This window comes from Variovorax sp. 350MFTsu5.1, from assembly GCF_048302515.1.
GTDB classification, from domain to species: domain Bacteria; phylum Pseudomonadota; class Gammaproteobacteria; order Burkholderiales; family Burkholderiaceae_C; genus Variovorax; species Variovorax guangxiensis.
The window spans coordinates 6,167,042-6,192,360 of record NZ_CP157620.1 but is presented as its reverse complement, the minus strand read 5'-3'; the positions used below and the strand labels follow the sequence as shown (position 1 = coordinate 6,192,360).

The 25,319-nt window shown below is 69.8% G+C and carries 20 protein-coding genes; 12 read left to right on the top strand and 8 right to left on the bottom strand.

Annotated features, from left to right (window positions below; genetic code table 11):
- Window positions 1-7: 7 nt before the first annotated feature.
- Together ABL843_RS28105 and purU are read right to left on the bottom strand one after the other, a co-directional pair.
- Window positions 8-715, bottom strand: coding sequence for a DUF2846 domain-containing protein (locus ABL843_RS28105; RefSeq protein WP_418120531.1), 708 nt, complete (start codon window positions 713-715; stop codon window positions 8-10).
- 71 nt (window positions 716-786) lie between these two features.
- Window positions 787-1,653: a formyltetrahydrofolate deformylase gene (gene purU / locus ABL843_RS28100; protein WP_126025818.1), complete on the bottom strand. Its 867-nt coding sequence runs from the start codon at window positions 1,651-1,653 to the stop codon at window positions 787-789.
- 75 nt (window positions 1,654-1,728) lie between these two features.
- Here purU and ABL843_RS28095 point away from each other — a divergent pair, with 75 nt between their 5' ends.
- From ABL843_RS28095 to ABL843_RS28080, 4 genes are all read left to right on the top strand, one after another.
- The gene (locus ABL843_RS28095; RefSeq protein ID WP_418118109.1) at window positions 1,729-3,063 is read left to right on the top strand and encodes an aminotransferase class III-fold pyridoxal phosphate-dependent enzyme; all 1,335 of its coding nucleotides are present in this window, start codon (window positions 1,729-1,731) and stop codon (window positions 3,061-3,063) included.
- Between the two features lie 225 nt (window positions 3,064-3,288).
- Window positions 3,289-3,807 (top strand): hypothetical protein, encoded by a 519-nt coding sequence (locus tag ABL843_RS28090; protein ID WP_418118108.1) that lies wholly within the window; start codon window positions 3,289-3,291, stop codon window positions 3,805-3,807.
- Between the two features lie 13 nt (window positions 3,808-3,820).
- A complete protein-coding gene (locus ABL843_RS28085; protein ID WP_418118105.1) occupies window positions 3,821-5,218 on the top strand; it encodes a CsgG/HfaB family protein in 1,398 nt (465 codons plus the stop codon).
- An 81-nt stretch (window positions 5,219-5,299) separates the two neighbouring features.
- Complete coding sequence (locus ABL843_RS28080; protein ID WP_418118104.1) at window positions 5,300-10,627, top strand: beta strand repeat-containing protein; 5,328 nt, start codon at window positions 5,300-5,302, stop codon at window positions 10,625-10,627.
- A gap of 70 nt (window positions 10,628-10,697) precedes the next feature.
- Here ABL843_RS28080 and ABL843_RS28075 read toward each other — a convergent pair whose 3' ends face one another.
- Window positions 10,698-11,576: a ChaN family lipoprotein gene (locus ABL843_RS28075; protein ID WP_184642043.1), complete on the bottom strand. Its 879-nt coding sequence runs from the start codon at window positions 11,574-11,576 to the stop codon at window positions 10,698-10,700.
- Window positions 11,577-11,654: 78 nt separating this feature from the next.
- Between ABL843_RS28075 and ABL843_RS28070 the strand changes: the two genes are divergently transcribed.
- The gene (locus tag ABL843_RS28070; RefSeq protein WP_418118103.1) at window positions 11,655-12,710 is read left to right on the top strand and encodes an AbrB family transcriptional regulator; all 1,056 of its coding nucleotides are present in this window, start codon (window positions 11,655-11,657) and stop codon (window positions 12,708-12,710) included.
- An 87-nt stretch (window positions 12,711-12,797) separates the two neighbouring features.
- Here the strand turns inward: ABL843_RS28070 and ABL843_RS28065 are convergent, their stop codons facing one another.
- On the bottom strand, window positions 12,798-13,076 hold the full coding sequence (locus ABL843_RS28065; protein WP_184642041.1) for a DUF3567 domain-containing protein: 279 nt from the start codon (window positions 13,074-13,076) through the stop codon (window positions 12,798-12,800).
- 147 nt (window positions 13,077-13,223) lie between these two features.
- Complete coding sequence (locus ABL843_RS28060) at window positions 13,224-14,420, bottom strand: DUF3108 domain-containing protein (protein WP_418118102.1); 1,197 nt, start codon at window positions 14,418-14,420, stop codon at window positions 13,224-13,226.
- Window positions 14,421-14,560: 140 nt separating this feature from the next.
- Between ABL843_RS28060 and ABL843_RS28055 the strand changes: the two genes are divergently transcribed.
- Complete coding sequence (locus tag ABL843_RS28055; RefSeq protein ID WP_418118100.1) at window positions 14,561-15,658, top strand: fumarylacetoacetate hydrolase family protein; 1,098 nt, start codon at window positions 14,561-14,563, stop codon at window positions 15,656-15,658.
- Window positions 15,659-15,664: 6 nt separating this feature from the next.
- Here ABL843_RS28055 and ABL843_RS28050 read toward each other — a convergent pair whose 3' ends face one another.
- Window positions 15,665-16,447: a helix-turn-helix transcriptional regulator gene (locus ABL843_RS28050; RefSeq protein WP_369660657.1), complete on the bottom strand. Its 783-nt coding sequence runs from the start codon at window positions 16,445-16,447 to the stop codon at window positions 15,665-15,667.
- A 98-nt stretch (window positions 16,448-16,545) separates the two neighbouring features.
- Here ABL843_RS28050 and ABL843_RS28045 point away from each other — a divergent pair, with 98 nt between their 5' ends.
- Genes ABL843_RS28045 through ABL843_RS28035 form a run of 3 tightly spaced genes read left to right on the top strand, consistent with a single transcriptional unit; the run spans window position 16,546 to window position 19,532 of the window.
- A complete protein-coding gene (locus tag ABL843_RS28045; RefSeq protein ID WP_418118099.1) occupies window positions 16,546-18,297 on the top strand; it encodes an FAD-dependent monooxygenase in 1,752 nt (583 codons plus the stop codon).
- The gene (locus ABL843_RS28040) at window positions 18,294-18,515 is read left to right on the top strand and encodes a DUF2783 domain-containing protein (protein ID WP_126025828.1); all 222 of its coding nucleotides are present in this window, start codon (window positions 18,294-18,296) and stop codon (window positions 18,513-18,515) included. The genes ABL843_RS28045 and ABL843_RS28040 overlap by 4 nt, the downstream gene beginning before the upstream one ends.
- 42 nt (window positions 18,516-18,557) lie before the next feature.
- Complete coding sequence (locus ABL843_RS28035) at window positions 18,558-19,532, top strand: Bug family tripartite tricarboxylate transporter substrate binding protein (protein ID WP_184642035.1); 975 nt, start codon at window positions 18,558-18,560, stop codon at window positions 19,530-19,532.
- 114 nt (window positions 19,533-19,646) lie between these two features.
- Here ABL843_RS28035 and ABL843_RS28030 read toward each other — a convergent pair whose 3' ends face one another.
- Both ABL843_RS28030 and ABL843_RS28025 read right to left on the bottom strand, forming a co-directional pair.
- Entirely contained in the window at window positions 19,647-20,819 is a 1,173-nt protein-coding gene (locus ABL843_RS28030; RefSeq protein ID WP_418118098.1) for a toxin-antitoxin system YwqK family antitoxin, read from the bottom strand.
- 4 nt (window positions 20,820-20,823) lie between these two features.
- Window positions 20,824-21,237 (bottom strand): VOC family protein, encoded by a 414-nt coding sequence (locus ABL843_RS28025; RefSeq protein ID WP_418118096.1) that lies wholly within the window; start codon window positions 21,235-21,237, stop codon window positions 20,824-20,826.
- Between the two features lie 64 nt (window positions 21,238-21,301).
- Between ABL843_RS28025 and ABL843_RS28020 the strand changes: the two genes are divergently transcribed.
- The 3 genes from ABL843_RS28020 to ABL843_RS28010 all read left to right on the top strand — a co-directional run bounded on the left by ABL843_RS28020 (window position 21,302) and on the right by ABL843_RS28010 (window position 25,305).
- Window positions 21,302-22,504, top strand: a complete 1,203-nt coding sequence (locus tag ABL843_RS28020) for a TraB/GumN family protein (protein WP_418118095.1) — start codon at window positions 21,302-21,304, stop codon at window positions 22,502-22,504.
- An 11-nt stretch (window positions 22,505-22,515) separates the two neighbouring features.
- Window positions 22,516-22,887: a DUF2946 family protein gene (locus ABL843_RS28015; protein ID WP_418118094.1), complete on the top strand. Its 372-nt coding sequence runs from the start codon at window positions 22,516-22,518 to the stop codon at window positions 22,885-22,887.
- A gap of 126 nt (window positions 22,888-23,013) precedes the next feature.
- Window positions 23,014-25,305 (top strand): TonB-dependent receptor, encoded by a 2,292-nt coding sequence (locus tag ABL843_RS28010; RefSeq protein WP_418118093.1) that lies wholly within the window; start codon window positions 23,014-23,016, stop codon window positions 25,303-25,305.
- The last annotated feature ends 14 nt before the right edge of the window (window positions 25,306-25,319 follow it).

Genomic DNA, 25,319 nt, shown 5'->3' with positions numbered 1-25,319 from the left:
GCGCGTCTCAGCGGTTGGCCTGCAGGAGCAAGCGCAGATCGTTAAGGGAAGTCTTGGCAAAAGGAGTGGCCTCGGGCGCTGATGGTGCCGTGGCGCGAGTGGCAGGCGGCGATGCGGCGGCTGCGGCCGTCGGCTGGGCAGGGGCGAGAGGCGCGGCGGCCACCGTTGCCGCGGGGGCCACGGGTTTGCTCACCGCCGCTGGAGCAGGGGGCGCGGGGGCTGTCGTAGCGTTTGCAGGCGGTACGGCGGCGGAAGCCTTGGCCGTCCGGGTCGAAGCGAAGGCATCGTCGTAGGCCAGCGACTGCAGTTCCTTCCGGCCCTCGGCCTCGGAAACGCGCTCGAAGTTCGGATGTCCGACGAGGATGCCCATGCTGATGCTCATCGAGACATAGGCGGTCTGCTTCGGCCGCAGCACGACGTCGATCGTGCCTTCGGCCTCGGTCCGGGCGCTGGCCCGGTAGGTGCCGGCCGGGCGGTCGATGTAGAAGAAGCTGCTGGGGCGCGACGTGCCCACCACCTGGCCGTTGACCGAGACATCGGGCTGGACCGCCATGCCTACGATGGAATTTCGATAGAAGTAAATCCGCCCTTCGTTCTCACCCAGCGACGGCATGCTGCCCGCCATCTCCGAAAACCGGGGCCCGCTGGCCGAGCACCCGAACAGGCCGGCCGCAAGCACTGCCAGCAACACCCCACCGATCCAACGTCGCAACATCACGCCTTCTCCTCTTTTTCTGGCGCGAGATGCTACACCCGCCTTCCGGCGGGCCTTGGCTTCAGTCCAAGTTAGCGGAACACCACCGTCCGGTGCCCGTTCAGCAGCACCCGGTGTTCGCTGTGCCACTTCACCGCGCGCGCCAGCACCTGGCTTTCCGTGTCGCGGCCGCGGGCCGTGAGGTCTTCCACCGTATCGGTGTGGTCGGCACGGGCCACGTCCTGCTCGATGATCGGGCCTTCGTCGAGGTCGGCCGTCACGTAGTGGGCGGTGGCGCCGATCAGCTTCACGCCGCGGTCGTGGGCCTGGTAGTAGGGCTTGGCGCCCTTGAAGCTGGGCAGGAACGAGTGGTGGATGTTGATGGCGCGGCCCGAGAGGCTGCGGCAGAGGTTGTCGCTCAGGATCTGCATGTAGCGCGCGAGCACCACGAGTTCGGCGCCCTCGGCTTCGATGATTTCCAGCTGCTTTGCCTCGGCCTGCGCCTTGGTCGCGGCCGTCACCGGAATGTGGTGGAAAGGCACGTTGTAGCTGGCGGCCAGCTGGTAGAAGTCGCGGTGGTTCGAGATGATGGCGCGCACGTCGATGGCGAGCAGGCCGCTCTTCCAGCGGAACAGCAGGTCGTTGAGGCAGTGGCCTTCCTTGCTGACCATGATGACCGTCTTCATCGGCTCGGCGGCCGCGTGCAGCTGCAGCGTCATGCCGAAGCCGGTGGCGAAGGCCTTGAGTTCCTCGCGCAGCACGGCCTCGCTGTGGGCGCCGCAGGCGAAGCGCACGCGCATGAAGAAAAGACCGGTGTCGTGGTCGTTGTACTGGGCCGCCTCCTCGATGTTGGCGCCGTGCTCGAGCAGGAAGCCCGAAACGGCGTGCACGATGCCCGTCCGGTCGGGGCAGTAGAGGTTCAGGATGTAGGCGGGCGAGGTGGGCGTAGAGGTCGTCATCAGGGGCGTAATTGTGGCAGGGGTGCCAGAATCGCGATTTTCCCCTCCCAGATAACCCAACCGCAGGAGCGAGACATGGCCTACCAGGACTTCAACATGGACAACCAGTGGTTGCCCTTCACCCCCAACCGTCATTTCCGCAAGGACCCGCGGGTGTTCGTGGCGGCCGACGGCATGGAGTTCACCACCCACGACGGCCGCAAGGTGATCGACGGCATCTCGTCGCTGTGGTGCGTGGGCGCGGGCCACAACCGCAAGCCGATCAACGAGGCGATCAAGCAGCAGCTCGACACGCTGGACTACGCCACCGCCTTCCAGGTGAGCAACGACCGCGCCTTCAAGGCGGCCGAGATGATCGCCTCGCTGGCGCCGGGCGACCTGAACAAGGTGCTCTTCTGCAATTCGGGCTCGGAAGCCGCCGACACCTCGATGAAGGTGGCGCTGGCCTACCACCGCGCGCGCGGCGAGGGCCACCGCAATGTGTTCATCGGCCGCGAGAAGGGCTACCACGGCGTGGGCTTCGGCGGCATGTCTGTGGGCGGCATTCCGGGCAACCGCAAGGTGTTCGGCTCGGCGTTCCTGCCGCGCGTGGACCACATGCGCTTCATCCACGATCCGGTGAACCACGCCTACATCCACAACGAGGAGCCGGTGTGGGCCGAAGACCCGCTGGTCGAGCTCGAGACGCGCATCCTGCCGCTGCACGACCCGAGCAACGTGGCCGCGATCATCGTGGAGCCGGTGGCCGGCTCGGCCGGCTGGTACCTGCCGCCCAAGGGCTATCTCAAGCGCCTGCGCGAGATCTGCGACAAGCACGGCATCCTGCTGATCTTCGACGAGGTCATCACCGGCTTCGGCCGCATGGGCACCAACTTCGCGTCCGACTACTTCGGCGTGGTGCCCGACATGCTGAACTTCGCCAAGTGCGTGACCAACGGCGTCATCCCGCTGGGCGGCGTGATCTGCCGCGACAAGCTCTACGACGCGATGATGAAGACCGACGCGCCCGAGCACGTGGTCGAGTTCTTCCACGGCTACACCTACTCGGGCCACCCGGTGGCCTGCGCAGCTGCCATCGCCACGCTCGATCTGTTCAGGCAGGAGAACCTCTTCACGCGCGCAGGCGAAATGGGCAAGGTGCTGGGCGACGCCTTCCACAGCACCTTGAAGGGCCTGCCCAACGTCATCAGCATCCGCAGCCTCGGCCTCGCCGCTGCGGTGGAGCTCGCGCCCATCGCGGGCACGCCGGGCAAGCGCGCCTACGAGATCTTCCTCGACTGCTTCCACAAGGGCGCGCTGGTGCGGCCCGCGGGCGACGTGCTGGTGATCGCGCCGCCGTACATCGTGGGGAAGTCGCACATCGACACGCTGGTGAACACGCTGGCCGATTCGATCAAGGCGCACGCCTGATCACTGCAGTACCGCATCCGTAATCCGCGCAGGGCCAGCACCGCCCTGTGCCCTGAAGAGCCGGCCTGTTCGGCTCTTCTTTTTGGTCCTTTTTCATTTCTACCGGTTCGCGGGATGCCGCCTACCGGTTCCAGGGATACCGGCCATGGCAGCCGATCCCTAGCATCCCATCGCGAAACGCAGCACCCGTGAATCCGCCGGGGCGTTTTCGAAAGAGGGATCGTCATGCAACGCGTATTTCTTTGGGCACTGCTGTGCATGCCTCTGGCTGCGCACGCCAACAACGTCGGTGAGAACGCCGCATGGCAGTTCCAGACCAGCACCGACAAGGTCAACCAGGCCGCGATCCAGGACATGATCCGCAAGCAGAAGAGCGGCTACTACTCGGCACCTGTCTACAACACGAACAACTACATCGGCCGCCAGTACAACTGCAACGTCTCGGCCACCTCCACCGGCAACGACGGCAACAACAGCACGGTCGCGAATTCGCCGAGCACCGCCGGCTCCACCTCGAACGCATCGGGCAACGACAGCCGCACGGCGGTGGGCACGCTGGGCGGCGCGACGGTGGGCACCTCGCAGGCCAACTCGGGCGCGGTGGCATCGGGCATCGTGGGCGGTACCAGCTCGCAGGTGCAGGGCGCGGCCAACCAGGCGCTGAACTCGGCGCAGGGCAACAACGGCGCGCAGACGGCGAGCGTGGGCGGCAGCTCGGCCTGCGCCTTCGGCGTGCTCAACTGAGCGGGAGCGCGACATGCAACACCGCATCGCACGCACCCTTGCCCTCGCAGCCGCCGCCACGCTGGCGCTCGCCGGCTGCGTCTCCGCGCCGCAGCAGCGCTTCGCACCGAACGAGGCACCCGTGGTGCTCGGCCCCTCGGTGCGCGACAACGTCACGCCGATGGAGGCGGTGCTCGCCTGCTACGCCGATCACATCGCGGCCACGCGGCGCCCACCGGTAATCATCGGCGTGGGAGACGTGAAGGACTACACCGGCAAGTACAGCATCAACGAGGGCAACGCCATCACGCAGGGCGGCGCGCTGATGGTGTATTCGGCACTCGGCAAGCTCGGCGGCGCGGTGAGCATCGCCGAGCGCTTCGACCCGGTGATCGCCGAACGCGAGCTTGCGTATGCCGATCGCCGCCAGCTCGGCGATGGTCGCACGCACCAGCTCGGCGGCCCCAACGGCGGGCAGAACGTGCCGTGGCTGCCGTACTTCGGCGGGACCATCAACAAGTCCGACTACTTCATCGTGGGCGGCATCACCGAGCTCAACTACAACATCAACTCGGGCGGCGCCGAGTTCGGCGTGAACCAGGTGGGCGTGAAGGCGCGCACCTTCAGCCAGTCGGTGAGCATCGACCTGCGCATCGTCGACACCAGGTCGCTGATGGTGGTGCGCACCGTGAGCCTCACCAAGCAGTTCAATGGCTACGAAGTGGGCCTGAACGTGTTCCGCTTCTTCGGCAGCAAGCTGTACGACGTGGACATCGGCGCCAAGGGCCAGGAGCCGGTTCAGATGGGCGTGCGCGCCGCGCTGGAGGAGGGCGTGGTGCGCCTGATGGCCGCCGTCACGCAGGTCGACCACCGGCCCTGCATGACGATGCGCCCCGGCGGCGGCGAGCCGATTCCGCTCACGCCCGCGGCCGAGCTGCGCAAGGTCGACAACCCCGGCGATGCCGCGGTGGGGGCAGCGGCCGTCACCTCGCCGGTGGCGCAGGGCAGCGTGGCCGTCAATGCCGGCGGTGCGGGCGGTGCTCGCCTCACGGGCACGGCGACGCAGGTGCCCTTCGACTTCGGTGCGACCACGCTGGGCGGCGCCTCGCTCGCGCTCATCGACCAGATCGCCGGCGCGGCCAAGAAAGGCACCACCGACATCGTGCTGGTGGCGCGCGACACCGAGAACTGGGACGCCCGCAAGCGCGACGAGCTCACCGACCAGCGCATCGCGGCCGTGACCTCGGCGCTGGCCAACCGCGGCGTGGCGCCGGGCGCCATCAGCATCACCTGGCGGCCCGACGCGGCCGACACATCGATCCATCGCGACGGCCCGGGGCTGCAGGAGATCGCCAAGCTGCGCATCGGCAGCCCGGTGGTCAGCGGCTCGGCGCCTTCGTCTTCTTCCGACGGCGCCGTCAAGGGCGACTGACCTGCTCTCAGCGCGTTGCGCGCATCGCGCGTCCATCCGTTTTCCAAGCCAGACCGCATCCAACATCCGAGGAGTCACGACATGAAAGCACGCAAGATCCAGAGCCGGGCCGCACGCGCGCCCATGTTCAGCCGCAGCAGCATCGGCAGCGCAGTCGCGATGGCGCTGATCGCGGCGGCCTCCGGCGCGCAGGCCGCGGAGACTTCGGTGGACGCGGCCTACAGCGGCACCGCCACCGGCACGCCTTCGGTGAATGCGGGCACCACCAACTCGGCCAACGTCAACGCCACCATCACCGGCGCGACCGTGGGCACCACCTCCACCGGCACGCCGTCGAACCCGAACCCGGTGGCGATCGGCACCAGCGGCAACCTGATAGGCGCGACCGCCACCGGCAACACCTTCGGCAACGGCATCCAGGCCGCGCCCGGCCTGCCGGTGAACAACGCTGCCACGCTCGGCGTCGCGACCAACACCGGCGTCATCGACAGCGGCGTGACCGGCAGCAAGCTCGCCTCCGAATCGAGCACGCTGCAGGCCGGCAGCGTGGTCAACGCCGACAACACCATCTCGGCCACCACCACGCTCAACAGCGGCAGCTCGGTGATCTCGGGCGCGGCCGCCGTCGCCGCGCCGGCGCAGCCGGGCACCTCGGTGCTGACCTATCCGGCGGGCGCGCAGCTCTTCGACGCCAAGGGCAACATCGTGGTCACCTCGCTGCAGTCGGCCACGGGGCAGGGCTCCAGTGCGGCGGTGCTGGGCAACATGGTCGACCTGATGCTGACCGCGAACGCGGGCAACACGCTGACCACGGCGGCGTCGCTGGAACGCAATTCGATCTCGGCAGTGCTCAAGGCCAACAGCGCCAGCAGCACGGCCGAGATCCAGTCGGGCGGCGCGCCGACCTTCGCCGGCTCGGCGGTGGTCGCGAACCTGCAGGCGAATGGCAACGGCATCCTCGGTGTCATGCACAGCGCCACCAACACGGGCTCGGTGATCATGGGCATCGTCAGCGGCGCGCCCGCTGGCGGCTCCAACGTGCTGCAGGGTTCGCTCTCGGTGCAGGGCAACGCGATCTCCAGCGCGGCCACGGGCAACGAGGCGCTGGGCGCCACGGCCGGCGTGGCGGGTAACCGCATCCTGATCGACGACGTGAGCGTCGCGGGCACCGGCACGGCCGCCACCGCCGCCAACAACAGCGTCCACAACGGCGTGGGCGTGACCAGCAACGTCAACAGCGACCTGGCCATCGTCAACAGCCAGGGCAACCTCGGCGTGGCCACTGTCGCGCAGACCTCGGGTGCGCAGATCCTGGCCGGCGTGCAGTCGAGCAAGAACAGCCAGGTCACGCTCGACGACAACAGCATCACGGCGGCGGCCACGGGCAACACGGCATCGAGCGCCATCGCCAGCGGCAAGAACGCGGCCTCGTTCACCGGCACCGTGGCGGTGTCGAACCAGCAGGCGAACTCGGCGGCGCCGCAGACGGCATTCCTGTTCCCGTCGGTCATCGCGGCGCAGACGGGCGAGTCGCCCGGCACGGGCCAGACCACCGGCAGCACGGTCAGCGTCTCGGACAACACATCGGCCGCCACCGCGCAGGGCAACCAGATCACGCAGAGCCTGGCGATCCAGGCCGGCACGGTGGCGCTGGGTGCCACCAACGCCGTGCTCACGGGCGGCACCAACTCCGACGGGCGCGTGTCCGCCAGCGGCGCGGCGACGCTCACCAACCTGCAGGGCAACTACAACGGCAGCGGCCCCGCGGCGCTCAACTTCGGCTCGCAGATCGTGCTCACCGCCAACGGCGGCGGCGCGCCGGTCGCCAACAGCACGCTGGTGCTGGACGGCAACCGGCAGGAAGCCGTGGCGCTGGGCAGCGGCGCCACCAACACGCTCACGCTCACCGGCAACTCGGTGGGCACCGGCGCGGGCATCGCGAGCGTGCAGATGAACGACGCGAGCTCCGCGGTCGGCGCGGGGCTGGCGAACCCCGAGGCGCGCATCGCGGTGAACGGCAACCTCGCGGGCGGCTCGGCCTCGCTCACCGACAACCTGCAGCGCGCCATCGCTTATGGCAACTCGGCCACCAACACGCTGGGCGTGAGCGCGGGCAACCTCGCGGCGGCGCCCGGCCTGGGCATCACGCCGGCGTCGAACGTCACCATCGACGTGCTCAGCGGGCTGCCTTTCAGCAATTCGGCCGGCGCCCTGCCCACGGTGAGCGCGGCCTACGGCATTCTGAACGACCAGTCGGTGCAGGCGAACGTCAACGCCGCGGCCGTCGGGCCGAACACCTTCGCGGCGACCTTCAACGGCAATGTCTCCGCCGCCAGCGTGGCCAACAGCGGCAACGCATTCGTCGCCGCCACCTACGGCAATGACGCGGCCAGCGGCGTGACGCTGAACCTCAACAACCTGAGCGGCGCGAATGCCTCGGTGGCCAACGTCACCAACACCCAGGCGGTGGCGGGCACGGGCACCGTCATCGACGCCACCGCGGCCGGCGGCATCGTGGCGCGCACGACGGTCACGGGCACGCTGACCGACGGCTCCGTCGCCAGCTCGGGCAACACCGCCGAGGCGCTGGCCTACGGCAGCCGCGCCACCGGCAACACGGTGAAGGTGACGGGCAACAACATCGACACCTCCGGCCTCTCGCTGTCGGGCGCGACGCTCACGGGCAACGCGCTCGCCGTCAACGCGGCCTTCAGTGTGCAGAACGCGCAGTCGGGCCAGGGCACGGTGTCGGCGCAGCGCAGCGGCGGGCCTGAAGTGAACCTCACGGTCGGCGGCGCCATCAGCAACTCGAAGATCGCCGCTACCGGCAACGCCACGCTGGCCGGCGCGACCAGCAACAGCGCGGCCAACGGCGTGGCCATCGATGCCGTCGGCGTCTCGACCACCACCGCAGTGCAGAACCTGCAGCTGACCAGCGCGGCGGTGAGCTCGCTCACCGGCCAGGAAGGCCCGCTGCTGACCAACAAGGACGGCGTGCAGGTGGTGCTGGGCGGCGCGAGCATCCAGGGCTCGCAGCTCACGGTGGACGGCAACTCCGCCGGCGGCTCGGCCACCGGCAACGCCGCGGCCAACAGCATCGACGTGAAGGGCAACACCATCGCGGTGGGCAACGGCCTGCCGCTCGCGGGCGCGGCGAACATCGCCGCGGGCCTGGCGGGCGCGGTGGCCGACCATGCACTGTCGAACATCCAGCTGGTGACCAGCCCGACCATCTCCTCGAAGGTGGCGGCGGCCTTCGGTGTCGACACGGTGCCGGGCGCCGCGATCAGCGGATCGACGCTGAGCGTGTCGAACAACACGCAGAGCGCGAAGGCCGTGGGCAACACCGGCAGCAACACGATTGCGCTTTCGGCCACCGACGTGTCGGCCCGCGCCGCGCTGCTGTCGGCGCAGGGCAGCACGGCGGCGGTGGAGTCGCGCTCCTTCATGCAGGCCTTCGCACCGGCCTCGGTGTCGGGCTCGTCGGTGAAGCTCTCGAACAACGCCAACACGGCGCTGGGCGTGATCAACGACGTGAGCAACAAGGTCTCCGTGTCGGGCGGTACCTCGGGCTCGCTGCCGGCGCCTGCGCTCATCGCCCAGGGCACGCTGCCGGGCAACACCATCGCCGCGGGCGACCAGGTGCTGGTGAACCGCCAGTCGGCCGGCGCCTCGGTCACCAGCACTGCCGACACCGCGATCTACAACGAAGACCGCCTGGTGCCCGGCAACTCCGGCCTGACCAACAGCAGCTTCGCCGCCTCGGGCAACACGACCTATTCGGAAGCCTCGGCCAACCGCGCGACCAACGCGGCCTCGCTGGCCGGCGGCGCCTCGCAGTCGGCCAAGACCGCGGTGCTGAACGCGCAGGACAGCAGCGCGGCCGTGACCGCCAACGCCAACAACGCGACCAAGCTCACGCTGACCGGCCCCTCGGCGCTGGCGGGCAGCAGCGCCACGCTGGACGGCAACAGCACCATCGCCGCAGCCACCGGCAGCGCCGCCACCAACAGCATCGACGTGAAGAGCGGCGCCATCACCGGCGGAGTGCCGGCATCGGCCACCGCGACGGGCGGACCGGCCTCGGGCGTGGCGGTGTCGGCCGACCATGCGCTGGCCAACGTGCAGGTCGGCACCGGCGCCGTCTCGGCCACCGCGACGGGCGTCATCGGCATCGACTCGGCGCCGCTGTCCGCAGTGAGCGCCTCGACGCTGGGCGTGACCAACAACAGCCAGAGCGCCAAGGCCGTGGCCAACACGGCGCTCAACAGCGTGGGGCTAGCGGGCTCGAACGTGGGCGCGCGCACCGCGCTGCAGTCGAGCCAGTCGGGCACCGCGGCGGTGACGGCGTCCTCCACGCTCGAAGTGTTCGCGCCGGCCGGCTCCACCGGCTCGACGGTGCGGCTCTCGGGCAGCAGCAACGCCGCGCTGGGCGTGATGAACGACGCGGCCAACACGCTGGGCGTGAGCGCGGCCAACACGCTGCCGGCGGGCGCGACGGGCTCGGCCACACTCAGCGAGACCGGCAGCCCCGACAACGTGTCGGCCACCGGCGACCACGTGCTGTCGAACCGCCAGACGGCCGCGTCGACTGTGAGCAGCACGGCCGCCACCTCGATCCACAACGACGACAACGCCGCGCCCACGACGACGCTGGCCAACGGCGCGCTCACCATCTCGGGCAACAGCACCTTCGCCGAAGCCGCGGCCAACCGCGCTACCAACACCGCCACGGTGGCGAGCAGCGCGACGCAGGGCGCGAGCGCCGGCATCCTCAACGTGCAGGGCAGCACCGCGGGCGTGACGGCGACTTCGAGCACCGTGGCCAACGCCACGCTGGCGGGCGCGGTGCCGCTCAACGGCAGCACCGTCTCGCTCGACGGCAACACCACGGTGGCGCTGGCGCGCGGCAATGCGGCGACCAACGTGCTCGAATCCAGCGCCGGCAGCAGCTACGGCGGCGCGGCCACGGTGGGTTCGTCGAGCCTGATCGGCGCACCGCTGGCACTGAACGTCGGCGCGAGCGCGGCAATCCTCAACAGCCAGAACAACGCGGGCGCGGTAGCGGCCACCAGCACGGGCGCCAGCTACCAGGTGGCGCTCAACGGCACCGGCGCGGGCGTGTCTGGCGGCACGGTCGGCGTCACCGGCAATACGCTGGCGGCGCAGGCCTTCGGCAACAGCGCGACCAACCGCGTGACGCAGACGGCGCTGAACACCGGCGCGCCGGGCGCGGCCATCGGCAACTACCAGGTCAACAGCGGCGCGGTGACGGCCACGGTGACCAGCGTGAACTTCGGCGTCGCCGTCTCGGGCCCGGTGGGCAACAGCACGCTGCGCACCACGGGCAACCAGATCACGGCGTCGGCGACGGGCAACTCGGCCGTGTCGACGATCAGCTCTCGCTGAGCTGCGCCGTTCCCGGGGCGACAAGAAAACGTCGCGTGCCTTCGGGCCGGCGGCGTTTTTTCTTTCCTGGTCAGGTCTTGGGCTGCGGCCGGGCCTGGCGCTTGAACTCGGCGCAGTAGTCCTTCTCGGGCAGCGGCGGCGTGCGCCAGATGCGGTCGTAGTCGCCGGTCTCGGGGCCAGCCGCCGAAGCCGGCGCCGCCAGCAGCCGCACGGTGGCGATCTTCACGTCGTCGGGCAGGTGCTGCGGCACGCCGAGCGCGCGCACCACGTGGCCGGCGCCTGCGATGAGCAGCACCGTCTGGCCCGGCTTCCTCGCCTTGACGATGGCCTGCGCCATCGCGCGGTCGCGGCCCACCTGGATGCGGGTCATGGGAACGATCTGCGATTCGGGAAGCATCCGGCAATGGCCGTCGCGCACGGCGTCCTGCTGGGCGGTGAAGGCCTCGCCGTTGAGCTGCACGTCGAGCGAGACGTCGGCCATCGCGTTCTTCATGCGCGAGCGCGGCAGGTTGGCGCCGACCACCGGCACGCCGGCGCGCACGGCGGCCATCACGGCAGGGCCGTAGCTGGCCCAAGGCCAGGCCTTGTCGCTCCAGTCGAGCGCGGCCTGCACCTGCGCTTCGGTGGCGGTGGACGCGAGCTGCGCGGTGCTGCGGCCTTCCTCGGCCATCTCCAGCGCCAGCGCGGCGAGGTGGCCGCGCGCGGCCAGCGCCTCGACGGTCTCGCGCTCGATGACGTGGTGCTCGCTCGCGTCGTGCTGCTCGCCGAGCAGCAGGGCATCGACCGGCTGCAGTGCCGCGACGCGGCGCGCGATGGGGGCGTCGGGCGCATCGGCACCCGAGGCGGAAAGGCTGGAAAGCGCCGAGCAGCCCGCGAGCGCGGCAGCGGCGAAGAGGGGGAGCAGCAGCGGCAGCCAGGAAGCCCGAGCGGGCCGGTGAGGAAGAAGCATCGCGCCATACTATGCCCCCGGCGCGCGCCCGCGGTGCCGTCCGCCGCCGCTTTTCCCTGTCGTCCCTTCTTCCGGTCCGTGTCTTCCCGATATCCCGTTCGCGTGCTGGCCACGCTGCTGCTGGCGCTCGCTGCCGCGGGCGCGTGCCTGGCGCTGCGCACGCCGCTGCCCTGGATGATCGGCCCGCTGCTCGCGGTGTCGCTGGCCTCGATTGCCGGCGCACCCACCGCGAGCTACACGCCGTTGCGCAACGCGGGGCAGTGGACCATCGGCACCGCGCTGGGGCTGTACTTCACGCCGCACGTGGTGGCGCTGGTGGCCAGCGTCTGGTGGGCGATCGTGCTGGCGATCGCGTGGGCGCTGCTGCTGGGCGTGGGATTCGGGCGCTGGCTCCACGCGATGCATGCGTCGCGCATGCCGCAGGTGCCGGCGAAATCCATGAGAGCCACGACTTACTTCTCCGGCGCCATCGGCGGTGCCTCGGAGATGACGCTGATGGCCGAGTCGGCCGGCGCGCGCACCGACCTCGTGGCCGCGGCGCACAGCCTGCGGCTGGTGGTGGTGACGGTGACCATCCCGTTCGCGATGCAGTGGAGCGGCCTGCACGGGCTGGAGATCAACCCGCCCGGCGTGCGCGAAGTGAGTCCCGGAGGCCTCGCGTTGCTGGCGGCGGCGACCGGCATCGGCGCGATCGCGATGCGCGCGCTGAAGCGCACCAACCCGTGGTTCATCGGGCCGCTGCTGGTGGCGATGGGCTTCACCGTCGCGGGCCAGTCGCTGTCGGCCGTGCCCACGTGGATGTCGAACGCGGCGCAACTGGTGATCGCGGTGAGCCTGGGCGTGCGCTTCAGCCGGGAGTTCCTGCACACGGCGCCGCGCTGGCTGGGCTCGGTGGTTCTGGGCACTTTCGGCATGCTGGTGCTCTGCGGTGGCGTGGCATGGCTGCTGGCGTGGGCGACGGGGCTGCACCCGGCCACGATGATCCTGGGCACCTCGCCGGGTGGCATCGCCGAGATGTCGATCACCGCCAAGGTGCTGCAGCTGGGTGTGCCGGTGGTCACGGCCTTTCAGGTCTGCCGGCTGGTGGCGGTGCTGCTGATCGTGGGGCCGATGTTCCGGTGGATCTACCGCTGAGGGCGCTGAGCGAGGCCGGCAAGGAATGAAAAAAGCGCCCCTCGGGGCGCTTTTTGGCGATTTCTCGGGAAACCGGCCGGATCGGGTTCAGTGCACCAGGACCGGGGTGTGCGCCAGCTCGGCGTAGCCCTCGAGCGTGTCTTCCACCTCTTCCTGCGTGGGGGTGTTGAGCTGCCAGGCGGCGATCTGTTGCTGGAACAGCTCGGCCCAGGAGCCGTCGAGGTACACCTCCTTGCCCGAACGCTTGTCCACGATCTCGAAGCCATGGCGTTCGAGGACCGGCATGTTCGGCTGCGCGGACTCCTCGCCTTCATTGGGCTGCACGTGGACGACGACGAAAGACTCCGAGTCATAAAGCATGTTCATGGCGGGCCCTGTGAGAATGTCGATGGCGTTCATGGGGGTTAGATAGCAATCAACGCGCCAGTTTCAAGATAGGTTGTCTATCTGTAAAACCAACTGGCTAATTGGCCTATCTCTGGCTCCTTTCGCTTCGTTAGCGTGACTTTCTCCTCAATTGGGCGGGCCGGAGGGCAGGGGTTTGCGCAACTGCGCGTCAGCGAAGTCCCCGTTGGCCTCGGTTTGCCTGATGCGCACGGGTAGATACCCGTATTCCGGGGCCAGCCAGAGTTCCAGTTTCCTGTCGAAGGCCTTGCGCGGGTCGCGCGTGAGCTTGCGGGCGGTGAATTCGCCGGCGGGCAGGCTGAGCTTTTCTTCCTCGCCGACCACGAAGACCCAGACTTCGGCGTCCCGGGGCCCCACGGTCTGCACCGAGATCCTGGTGCCGGCGGGATAGCGCTGCGGGCTGGCCGCCAGCAGGCCGCCGAGCTGCATCATCACGCTCATGCGGTCCTGCGCGCCCGGCAGCAGCGGCACCGGGGGCGCGTTGTTGCTGAAGACGATCTGGTTCTGGTCGCGCACGAAATGCGAGGCCACTTCGGACTTGCGACTTTCGGAGTACCGCTCCGGCTCCAGGCCTGAAGGGCCGATGCGCCCGGTGCTGTGCCAGTTGAGCAGGGTGAAGAACACTGCCTTGAGCGTCAGCCGGCCGTCGTAGCGGGTGCCGTCCTGCAGCCAGACCAGCTCGCCGAACACGCCGCGCTGGGGGGAGGCGCCGCTCTGGCCGGTGGCCTCGAAGTCCAGCGTGACCGAGCCCGGGATCTTCATCGCCTGGGTGCCGGCGATGGTGCCCGAGGCCTCGCCGCCGGCCGCCGCCTGGGTGCCGGTTCCGCTGCCGCCGGAAGGCGATGTCGCCCCAGCCGGCGCGCTGGCCGCCGCTTCGGGTGGTGCTGCTCCTGAATCGGTAGCGGCCTGGGCTGTCAGGTCGGGCGTTTCGGGGGCCGGTGTCGCGGCTGTCTCGGGTTCGGGCGATGGCTCGGCGGGGGCCGGCTTCGGTGCCGGCTTCGGCCTGGGCACCGAGGCTTCGCGCGGCCGCTTGGGCTTCGGGGGTGGTGCGGGCTTCGCTTCTGCGGGGGCGGCTGCCGGCGCGGGCGCCTCGGCGGCCGGCGGCGCGATCACGATGGTGCGTGTGCTGAACTTGTTCGCCAGCGGCGAGGGCTCCGGCCCGATGGCCATCGGCGCCAGCCCGAGCAGCAGCAGGTGGATCAGCCCCACCAGCAGCGTCAGCCCGATCAGCACCCGCCACGACGGACGCCCCGGCAGGCCGGGAGGCAGCGACGGCGAGGAAGAAGGGGCGACGAGCGTCGGCATCGGTAAGTGGAGTGGGGCGCCGGCCCGGAGGTTCACCAAAGACCACCTCGGTAAACTGCCGCCCGTTCAACCAGTTTAAGTGGGAGCGGCGACCGGCCCGCGCCGGCGGCCCGCTCCAGTCCTCACGCACGCACCGCATCATGAAACTCGCCACCCTGAAGGACGGCTCGCGCGACGGCCAGCTCGTCGTCGTATCGCGCGACCTCACGCTCGCCCACTACGCCACCGGCATCGCGAACCGGCTGCAGCAGGTGCTGGACGACTGGGGCTTCATGAGCCCGCAGCTGCAGGACCTGTACGCGAGCCTCAACGCCGGCCGCGCGCGCCACGCCTTTCCCTTCGACCCGGCCATGTGCATGGCCCCGCTGCCGCGCGCCTACCAGTGGGCCGACGGCTCGGCCTACATCAATCATGTGGAGCTGGTGCGCAAGGCGCGCAACGCCGAGGTGCCCGAGAGCTTCTACACCGACCCGCTGATGTACCAGGGCGGCAGCGACGACTTCCTCGGCCCGACCGACGACGTGGTCGTGCCCAGCGAGGCCATGGGCATCGACTTCGAGGCCGAGATCGCCGTCATCACCGGCGACGTGCGCATGGGCGCCACGCCCGACCAGGCGCTGGATGGCATCCGCCTCGTGATGCTGGCCAACGACGTGAGCCTGCGCAACCTCATCCCGGCCGAACTCGCCAAGGGCTTCGGCTTCTTCCAGAGCAAGCCCGCCACCGCCTTCAGCCCCGTGGCCGTCACGCTCGACGAACTCGGCGAGGCCTGGCAGCACGGCCGCGTGCACCTCGCGCTGCAAAGCAGCTGGAACGGCCGCAAGGTCGGCATGTGCGACGCCGGCCCGGAGATGACCTTCCACTTCGGCCAGCTCATCGCCCACATCGCCAAGACCCGCAACGTGCGCGCCGGCAGCATCGTCGGCAGCGGCACCGTGAGCAACAAGGGCGTGGAGAAGAAGGACGGCCAGATGGAGTGGCCCAAGGGCTACTCGTGCATCGCCGAGAAGCGCTGCATCGAGACCATCCAGACCGGCCAGCCCTATACCGACTTCATGAAGTTCGGCGACACCATCCGCATCGAGATGAAGGGCCTGGACGGTCGCTCGATCTTCGGTGCGATCGACCAGGAGATCGTGTCCACCGCGGGGCGTCCGAAGGATGCGCCGGTGTCGCTGGTCAAGCCGCAGGCCGGCGACGAGGCGCCGCAGCCCGAAGAGGAAACCCCGGAAGACTGAAGCGGCTCAGTGCGGCCCCGCGCCGCGCAGCAGCTCCTTCTGCGACCGTATCCCCAGCCGACGGAACGCCCGGTACTGGTGGGTGCGCACGGTAGTCAGCTCCACGCCGATCTCGCGCGCCGCTTCCTTGGCCGTGCGGCCCGCCATCAGGTGGCCGATGACTTCGCGCTCGCGCAGGCTCAGCCTCAGCAGCCGCTCGGCGAGGTCGGGCTCCACCGCCTTGCGTGCGCCGACCGCGCTGCGGCCGTGCGCCGCGGTGGCGTCGGCCAGCAGCGTGGCGTGCGCCTCGATGAGCGCGAAATCCGCCGCGCCGAACTCCGGCTGCGCGAGGCTGCGGTAGAAGCTCACCGCCACGCGCTGTCCGGTGGGCTGCAGCAACAGCACCGACGCGCGCTCGCGGATGCCCACGTCGCCATAGCAGGCGGCGCGGTACACCGGGTCGGCCACCTCGTCGGCGCGCTGGTGGCCCATCCATAGCTGCGCGCGCCCGGGCAGCTTGCGCGCGGCGAGCCAGGCCATGTTCGGGTCGAGCAGGTCGAAGCGCTGAGCCACATAGCGTTCCGATGTGCGCTCGGCCGTGCTGCCGTAGCTGCTGGCAGCCGACACCAGCTCGATGCGGCCGGCGGCATCGACCACGAACACGGTGCAGAAGGTCACCGGCATCACGCGCTGCATCGCCCTGAGGTAGCTGGTCGCGAGCAGCGGCGTGCCCACGCCCGAGAGCACGTCGCCGACCACGGCCGCGGCCAGCGCGGCGTCTTCCGAAGGGTGGATGCGCCAGCGTCTCATGGCTGGAAAAGGAAGGAAAAAAGGGCGCACATGCGGGTAAACACTTCGTACGAAGTTATGACATTGCCGCCCGTCGCGCATCGGGACAATCCCGCCGGATGACGAATTCCCCCGCTGCCACCCTCGGCGATGCCGCCAGCGGCCCCGTGCCGCCGAAGCCCGGCTCCGATGCCGGAGTGCCGCCTTCGGTCGGCGCCTTCCACTACACGCGCTACGAACCCCGCACGCCCGAACTCGGCCCCGATGGCATCGAAGCAGCCAGCCACCCCGTGGTGATCGCGGGCGGCGGCCCGGTCGGCATGGCGCTCGCGCTGGGGCTCGCGAACCACGGCGTGCGTAGCGTGATCCTCGAAGCCGACGACACCGTGTGCGTGGGCAGTCGCGCGGCCTGCATCTCGCGCCGCAGCCTGGAGATCATGGAGCGGCTCGGCGTGTTGCCCGCCTTCATGGACAAGGGCCTGCCCTGGACCGGCGGGCGCAGCTTCTACAAGACGGCCGAGGTGTTCCGCTTCGAGATGCCGCACGACGAGCGGCAGAAGCTGCCGCCGATGATCAACCTCGAGCAGTACTACGCCGAGCACTACCTGCTCGCGGAGATCCTGCGCCGCAACGAACAAACGCCGGGGCTCGTCGACATCCGCTGGGGCACCGAGCTCACCGGCCTCGCACAGGACGATGAGGGCGTGAGTCTCGACGTGCGCAATGCCCTCGGTACCTACCGGCTGCGCGGCCAGTGGCTCGCGGCCTGCGACGGCGGCCAGAGCTTCGTGCGCAAGACGATGGGGCTCGCGCTCGAGGGGACGGGCTACGAAGGCCGCTACGTGATCATCGACATCGAGCTCAAGAGCGGCCACCCCACCGAGCGCCGCGCCTGGTTCGACCCTCCCTGGAACCCCGGCTCGACCGTGCTGATGCACCGCCAGCCCGACGACATCTGGCGCATCGACTACCAACTGCGCCCCGGCCAGAGCACCGAGGAGGCGCTGCAGCCAGCCGCGGTGGCGGAGTTCGTGCAGCGCCACCTCGACGCCATCGGCGAAGGCCACCTGCCGTGGAGGACGGTGTGGACTTCGGTGTACCGCGCCGGCGCGATGACGCTGGAGAGCTATCGCCACGGCCGCGTCATGTTCGCGGGCAACGCGGCGCACGCTATGCCGATCTTCGGTGTGCGCGGGCTCAACTCCGGCTTCGACGACGCGGACAACCTCGCGTGGAAGCTGGCCTTCGTCGCGAAGGGGCTGTCCGACGCGGCGCTGCTCGACTCCTACTCGCAGGAGCGCATCGAGGCCTTCCACGTCAACGCCGAGAACGCGATGCGCAGCACCGAGTTCATGTCGCCGCCCTCGCGCGGCTTCGACCTGCTGCGCGAGGCGGCGCTGTCGCTGTCGGAAGAGCACCGCGGCATTGCGCAGCTCATCAACCCGCGCCAGACGCAGGCGGTGCGCTATGCGGCCTCGCCGCTGTCGAGCGATGGCGACGATCTGTCCGCCGGCCCGCTGCCGGGCGAGGCAATGCCCGAGCAACAGCTCGAACGCGGCCACCTCACCGACTGGATCGCGCCCACCTTCACGCTGCTGGCGCTGCGGCCAGACCTCGTCGCGCTGCCGTCCGGCGACATCGAGCGGGCACGCAAGGGCGCGCTGCCCTTCGTGGTACGCGCCATCGCAAGCCCGGGCACCGACGGCGCCGACGCGCATGCCTCGCCGGCAGTGTTCGAGGCGCTCGGCGCGTTGGACGGCGCGGTCTACCTGCTGCGCCCAGACGGCCACGTCGCCGCGCGCTGGCATCGCCTGCCGGCCGGCGCCCTGCAACCCGCACTGGCCCGCGCGGCCCGGGAGATTTCCGCATGACCACCACCACCGCCCCGCAGCTCCAACCCGACGCCCGCGACCGCCTGTACGCAGAGTGCGCGCGGGCCATCACCGAGGCGGGCACCGAGCGCGAGTCGCTCTTCCTCGCGCGGCTCGCTCTGCTGCTGTTCGAGCAGGTCGGCGACGAGGCGCGTTGTCGCGCCGCGCTGGCCGACGCGCTACGGGCTCTGCCCGTACCATCGCTTTCCGCTTCCTGATTTCCGGAACTACATACAACCAGCAGATTGGAGACTGATTCCATGGATCGCCGCACCCTTCTCGCCACGCTCGCCTCCGGCGCCGCGATGGCCGCATCGCCCTTCGCCCGCGCGCAGGAATACCCCGCGCAGCTCATCAAGTGGGTCGTGCCCTATCCGGCAGGCGGCGGCACCGACGTGATCGCGCGCGTGCTCGCCGAGGCCATGCGCCAGACGCTGGGGCAGCAGATCGTGGTGGACAACCGCCCTGGCGCCTCGACCAACATCGGCGCCGACATCGTCGCCAAGAGCAAGCCCGACGGCTACACGATCCTGTCGGCCGACAACGCGGTGCTGGCCTTCAACGAGCACCTGTTCAGCAAGCTGCCGTTCAGCCCAGAGAAAGACTTCACCTACATCGGCGCCATCGGCAAGTTCCCGCTGGCGCTCGTGGTGCATCCCGACTTCCCGGCGAAGAACTTCAAGGACTTCCTGGCCTACGTGAAGGCCAACCCCGGCAAGGTCAACTACGCCTCGCCCGGCAACGGCTCGCCGCACCACCTGGCGATGGAAATGTTCAAGGTGCGCACCGGCACCTTCATCACCCACATCCCGTACCGCGGCGCCGCGCCGGCCATGGCCGACGTGATGGGCGGCCAGGTGCCCTGCATGTTCCTCGACCTGGCCTCGGGCCTGCCGATCATGCAGAGCAACAAGGTGCGCGTGCTGGCCATCGGCTCGGGCGCGCGCAGCAAGCCGCTGCCCAACGTGCCGACGCTGGCCGAGGTGGGCGTGCCCAACACGGAGGTGTTCGCGTTCCAGGGCATCCTGGGCCCGGCCAACCTGCCGGCGGCGGTGGTGAACAAGCTCAACGGCGACCTGAACAAGGCTTTCAGCACGCCGGCCGTGCAGAAGCGCTTCGACGACTTCGGCATGGAAGCGATGCCGGGCACGCCGGCGCAGTTCGCGGCGCTGTCGCGTGCCGAGTCGAAGCGCTGGGGCCCGATCATCAAGCAGGCGGGAATCAAGCTGGACTGAGCTCGCAAAGAGCGGCTTATTTCGCGAAACACCGCGGAACCGGCTCTGCCGGGCCGCAGGTGTTGCCCCCGGCAGGGGGGAGAAGCGACACGAAGTGCGCGGAGCCTGGGGGCGTTACCTTGTATATGCCTTGCGCGAGCCGTCCTCGAAGACTTCGTCGTCGCGCTGCAGTTCGCCGTTCTCGTCCCATGCGCGCTCGCGCGTGACGCGGCCCTTGGCGTCGAAGCTCGACTCGGCCAGCAGCGTGCCCTTCTCGCTGAAGCGCTGGTGGGTGCCGACCGGTATCTGCCGGTTTCGGCCCTGTATCTCGTAGCGGCCCTGCGCGGCGCGCTGGCCGCTGTCGTAGAACTCGGTGATCTCGACCGCGCGCGCGTCGCCGTTGCCGCTGTAGGCCGACTTGCTGCGCGGCTGGCCGTTGAGGTAGTAGCTGTCGTCGACGATCGGTTCGCCCGCGCTGTTCCAGCGCTGGTCGCGCACCAGCGTTCCCTTTTCGGAGAAGGCCTGCTCGCGCACGCGGATGCTCGTGCGCTCCACCAGCAGGAAGGCGGTCTCGCGGCGCTTGACGCCTTCCGATGAAAAGCTCTGCTCGACGCGCTGGTTGCCCACCGTCTCGTCGAGCGACGAGGTCTTGCCGTTGTCGTAGAAGCTTTGCGCGCGCACCCGCTTGCCCGACACGTACGCGAGGCGCGAGCGCAGGATGCCGCGCGCGTCGAACAGGTCGACCTGCGAGGGGCCGGTGCCCGAGAAGCCGCAGAGCTTCGCGTCGTCGACCACCGGCGCCAGCGTGGGCGCGTCGGCGCAGCGCAGGGCCGAGAGCTGGCCGTGCTCGGTGAACTCGACCGAGGCGCGCTCGTTGCCGCCGCCGGTGTCGGAGGTCGGATAGAAGATCGCGCGGCGCAGCTTGCCGTCGGGGTAGAAGCTGCGCACCAGGCCGCGCTCCTGGCCATCGTCGTAGGTGGCGTCGCGCAGCACGCGGCCGGTGGGCGAGAACTCCCGGGCGCGGCCCTGCAGGTTGCCCTTGGCGTTGACGCTTTGCTCCCTGGCGAGCTTGCCCTTCTCGTAGATGCGCACCAGGCCCATCGACACGCCGTTCTGTATCTGCTCCTCGCGCTGCAGCTCGCCGCTCGCGCGGTCCTTGCAGCGCAGCAGGCCGGTCTTGCCGGCGGTGCTGCTGCCGTTGTCGGGGTTAACGGGGCGGCCGTTGAGTTCGCAGTCGAGCTGGGCGTGCGCGAGGGTGGCGCACAGCAGCGCCAGGGGCGCGATGACGGCGGCCGGGCGCGGGATCATCTGCTTACTTGTCGTAGAGGGAGTCCAGGGAACGGAAGCCCTTGACCTCGATCGGATTGCCGAACGGGTCGTGGAAGAACATCGTCCACTGCTCGCCGGGCTGTCCCTCGAAGCGCACCTGCGGCTTCAGCACGAACTCGGTGCCGGCGGCCTCCAGCCGCTGCGCCATCGCCTGCCAGTCGGGCAGCGCGAGCGCGAGGCCGAAGTGCGGCATGGGCACCATCACGTCGCCGACGCGGCCGGTACGGGCGGTGGCGAAGGGTTCGCCCAGATGAAGGGAAATCTGGTGGCCGAAGAAGTCGAAGTCGACCCAGGTGTCGGTGCTTCGGCCTTCGGCGCAACCGAGTACGCCGCCATAGAAGCGGCGGGCGCCCTCGAGGTCGCGGACATTGAAGGCAAGGTGGAAGATGCTTTGCATGGTTTCGGATTATGGGCAGCGGTGCTGTGAGAATGCCGGACTTTCTTTCATCGTGGAGCAAGCATTGCGGATACTCCGGATCCTCGCCGCGCCCCTGTGCGGCATCGCTTTCCTCTTCACCTTCGGGGCGGCCCAGGCCGCCTGCCCGCCTTCCGCCATCGCCAGCCTCGAGAAGCCCGGCGTTGCCATGCGCAACGGCGTCGACCGCGGCGTGCTCTGGCGCATCGAGCGCGACGGGCGCACCTCGTGGCTGTACGGAACCATCCACATCGGCCGTGGCGACTGGGTGCGGCCCGGCCCCACCATCCAGAAGGCGCTGACGCAGAGCGACACCGTCGCCCTCGAACTCGACATGCGCGACGAAGCCACCGCGCGCGCCATGGCCCGACCTGCCGATCCCGAGCTGCTGGCGCGCATGCTCAGCGGCGAGCGCGCCCGCCGGCTGGAGCGCCAGAACAGCGAAGCCTGCGTGCCGCCGGGCTCGCTGTCGAAGCTGCAGCCGATCCTGCAGGTCACGGCGCTGGCCGGGCTGGTGGGGCGTGCCGACGGCCTCTATCCTGAATTCGGCGTGGACGAGACGCTGGCCGTCGCCGCGCGCAACGGCAGCAAGCCCATCGTCGCTCTCGAGAATGCGCAAGACCAGCTCAAGGTGCTGACCGGCAATTCCGAAGCCGAGGAGGCCGAGCAGGTCGACGCGGCCCTCGACGAACTCGAATCGGGCAAGCTGCGGGGCCAGATCAAGGAGCTGGCCGACGTCTGGGCCCGCAGCGATGCCGCCCGGCTGGCCCGCTACCCCGAGTGGTGCGACTGCCTCAACACGCCCGCCGAGCAGCGGCTGCTCAAGCGCCTGCTCGACGACCGCAATCCGAACCTCGCCGACGGCATCGAACGCCTGCACGCCAGCGGCAAGGGCGTGTTCGCCGCGGTCGGTGCGCTGCACATGATCGGCCCGCAGGGCCTGCCGACGCTGATGGCGGCGCGCGGCTTCACCGTGACGCCGGTGCTGACCAACGCGCAGGAGCAGACCGCGCAGCCGATGCCCGCGCTCGCGGCGCCGTCGCCGGCGCCCAGGGCCGCGCGCGGCGGCAAGGCGGTCAAGGGCCAGCGCGCAAGGGCCGCGCCTGCCGCTGCCGCAAGAGGTGGAAAGTCGGCCAGGGCGGCGCCCGCCGCAGCCAAGGGCGGAGCCCGCGCACCGGCCAAGGCTGCCGGCAAGACCACGGCCTCCAAGGCCCCGGCCCCTGCCGCCAAGGGCAAAGTGCGCAGATAATCGCGGCCGCCATGCACGCGCTGCACCGATCCACCCGCTCCATCGCCCTCGCCGGGCGTTTGCTGCTGCTGTGGTTCGTGATGTCGCTGGGCGTGGCGGCGGCGTCGCCGCTGGTGAACCCGCAGGCCATGGAGCTGGTTTGCTCCGCCGCGGGCTCCATCAAGGTGGTGGTCCACACCGAGGACGGCGTGAAGGAAATGGGCGCCTCGCACATGGACTGCCCGCTGTGCGTGCTGACCGGCGCTCCGCCGCCGGCCATGGCCGCCCCGGTTTTCGATCTTCCCCTCCCGCTGGGCCGCGTGGTCCAGCCCATTCCCGCCGCGCGCCTGGCCGCGGCCACCGCGGCGCCGCTGCCGGCGCGCGGGCCCCCGACCTTCTCCTGACGCTCTCAAAACCGTAGCCGTGCACGCGCGCCCGAAGCACGCGCGCGGCTTGTCCGGCCTGTCCGGTTCGAAGCTTCGTGGAGAAGGTTCCTCTTGAAAAAGCATTCCCGCGCCCTGGCGATCGCCATGGCATTTCCCCTCGGCGCGCCCGCGCTGGCGCAGCAACTGCAGCCGGCCGAGGCGTCTGAAGGCGGCCTCGGCGGCCGCTCGCTCAACACCATCACCGTAACCGGCGGCCGGCCGACTTCGCTGCCCGCGCAGATCCCCACCACCATCGAGGGCGTGACGCACGAGCAGATCGTCGAGACCGTCAACGCCACCGACAGCGAGGACGCGCTGAAGTACCTGCCGAGCCTGGTCGTGCGCAAGCGCTACATAGGCGACTTCAACCACGCGGTGCTCGCCACGCGCGCCTCTGGCACCGGCAACAGCGCGCGCTCGATGGTGTACGCCGACGGCATCATGCTGTCGAACCCGCTGGGCAACGGCGCCACCTATGCGCCGCGCTGGGGCATGGTGTCGCCGGAGGAGATCGAGCGCGTCGACGTGCTCTACGGGCCGTTCTCGGCCGCCTACCCCGGCAACTCGGTGGGCGCGGTGGTCGACTACGTGACGCGCATGCCCACCAAGTTCGAGGCGCACGTCAAGCTCAGCGGCTTCGTCTCGAACTTCGACCTCTACAACAGCCACTCCTCGCCGGCCGGCCAGCAGCTCGACCTGTCGCTGGGCAGCCGCAGCGGCGACTGGTCGTGGTGGCTCAGCGCCTCGCGCACGCACAGCAAGGGGCAGGCGCTGGTGTTCGGCAACCGGCTTGTGAGCGCCGGCACCGTGGGCAACGCGGGCACGCCGGTGACCGGCGCGGTGGGCGGCCTGAACCCGTCGAACCAGCCCTGGTGGCTGGTCGGCGGCTCCACCATCTACGACACCACGCAGGAGCAGGCCAAGCTCAAGCTGGCCTACGACTTCTCGCCCACCGTGCGCGCCACCTACACGCTCGGCGCTTGGAACAACACCACCCACGGCGGCGTCGACACCTGGCTGCGTGACGCCTTCGGCCGGCCGGTGTACGGCGGGCGGGTGAACATCGGCGGGCGCAGCTACAACCTCGATTCCCCCAGTGCCGCGCTAGCGCCCACCGAGACCGCGCTCACGCACTACATGCACGGGCTTTCGGTCAAGAGCCACACCGGCGGCGTGTTCGACTGGGAGGTGGCGGCCAGCCTCTACGACTACTCGCGCGACACCTCCCGCACGCCCACCACGCCGCTGCCGGGCGCCTTCGCCGGTGGCCCGGGCCGCACCACCGACATGGGCGGCACCGGCTGGAACACCTTCAAGGCGGCCGGCACCTGGCGGCCCACCGGCTCGGCCGAGGGCGTGGGCGCGCATGTGGTCGACTTCGGCTTCCAGCAGGACACGGCGCGGCTTCGCACCAGCGTCGGCAACACGCTCGACTGGATCGGCGGCTCGCCCGTCTCGCCGTTCTCGGCCTTCAATGGCAACACCCGGCTGCAGTCGCTCTACGCGCAGGACACCTGGCGCTTCGCGAAGGACTGGAAGACCACGCTCGGCCTGCGCCACGAGCGCTGGGAGGCCTACGGCGGCCAGCTCGGCAACGCCAGCACGCTGCTGAACTTTGCGCCGCGCAAGAACAGCTACGACTCGCCCAAGGCGGCCATCGCCTGGCAGGCCACCTCCGACTGGCTGCTCAAGGCCTCGACCGGCCGCGCGGTGCGCATGCCCACAGTGAGCGAGCTCTACCAGGGCTCCATCGACGGCAACCGCATCGTCAACACCAACCCGAACCTGCGCCCCGAGCGCTCGTGGACCACCGAACTCACGGCAGAGCGCGACCTCAAGGGCTGGGGGCTCGACGGCGTGCTGCGCACCACGCTCTTCTTCGAGAACACGAAGGACGCGCTCTACACCCAGGCCCTGAACAACCTCGTGAGCACGGTGCAGAACGTCGACGCCATCCGCACCCGCGGGCTGGAGGTGGCGCTGAACGCGGTCGACGTCGGCGTGCGCGGGCTGGACCTGAGCGGCAGCCTCACGCTGACCCGCTCGAAGATCGCCGCCAACAACGGCTTCGCGGCCAGCGTCGGCCACGACCAGCCGCGCGTGCCGAGGGTGCGCGCCACGCTGCTGGCCACCTACCGGCCCGACGACCGCTGGAGCTACACCGTGGGCGCGCGCTACAGCGGCAGGCAGTACGGCACCCTGGACAACAGCGACCCCAACGGCTTCGCGTACATGGGCTTCTCGAAGTTCTTCGTGGTCGATGCGCGCATACGCTACCGGATCGACCGGCAGTGGAGCGCTTCCTTCGGCATCGACAACCTGAACAACAACAAGTACTGGGCCTTCCACCCGTATCCGCAGCGCACCTACGTGGCCGAACTCAAGTTCGACCTTTGATCGATGACTCCCCG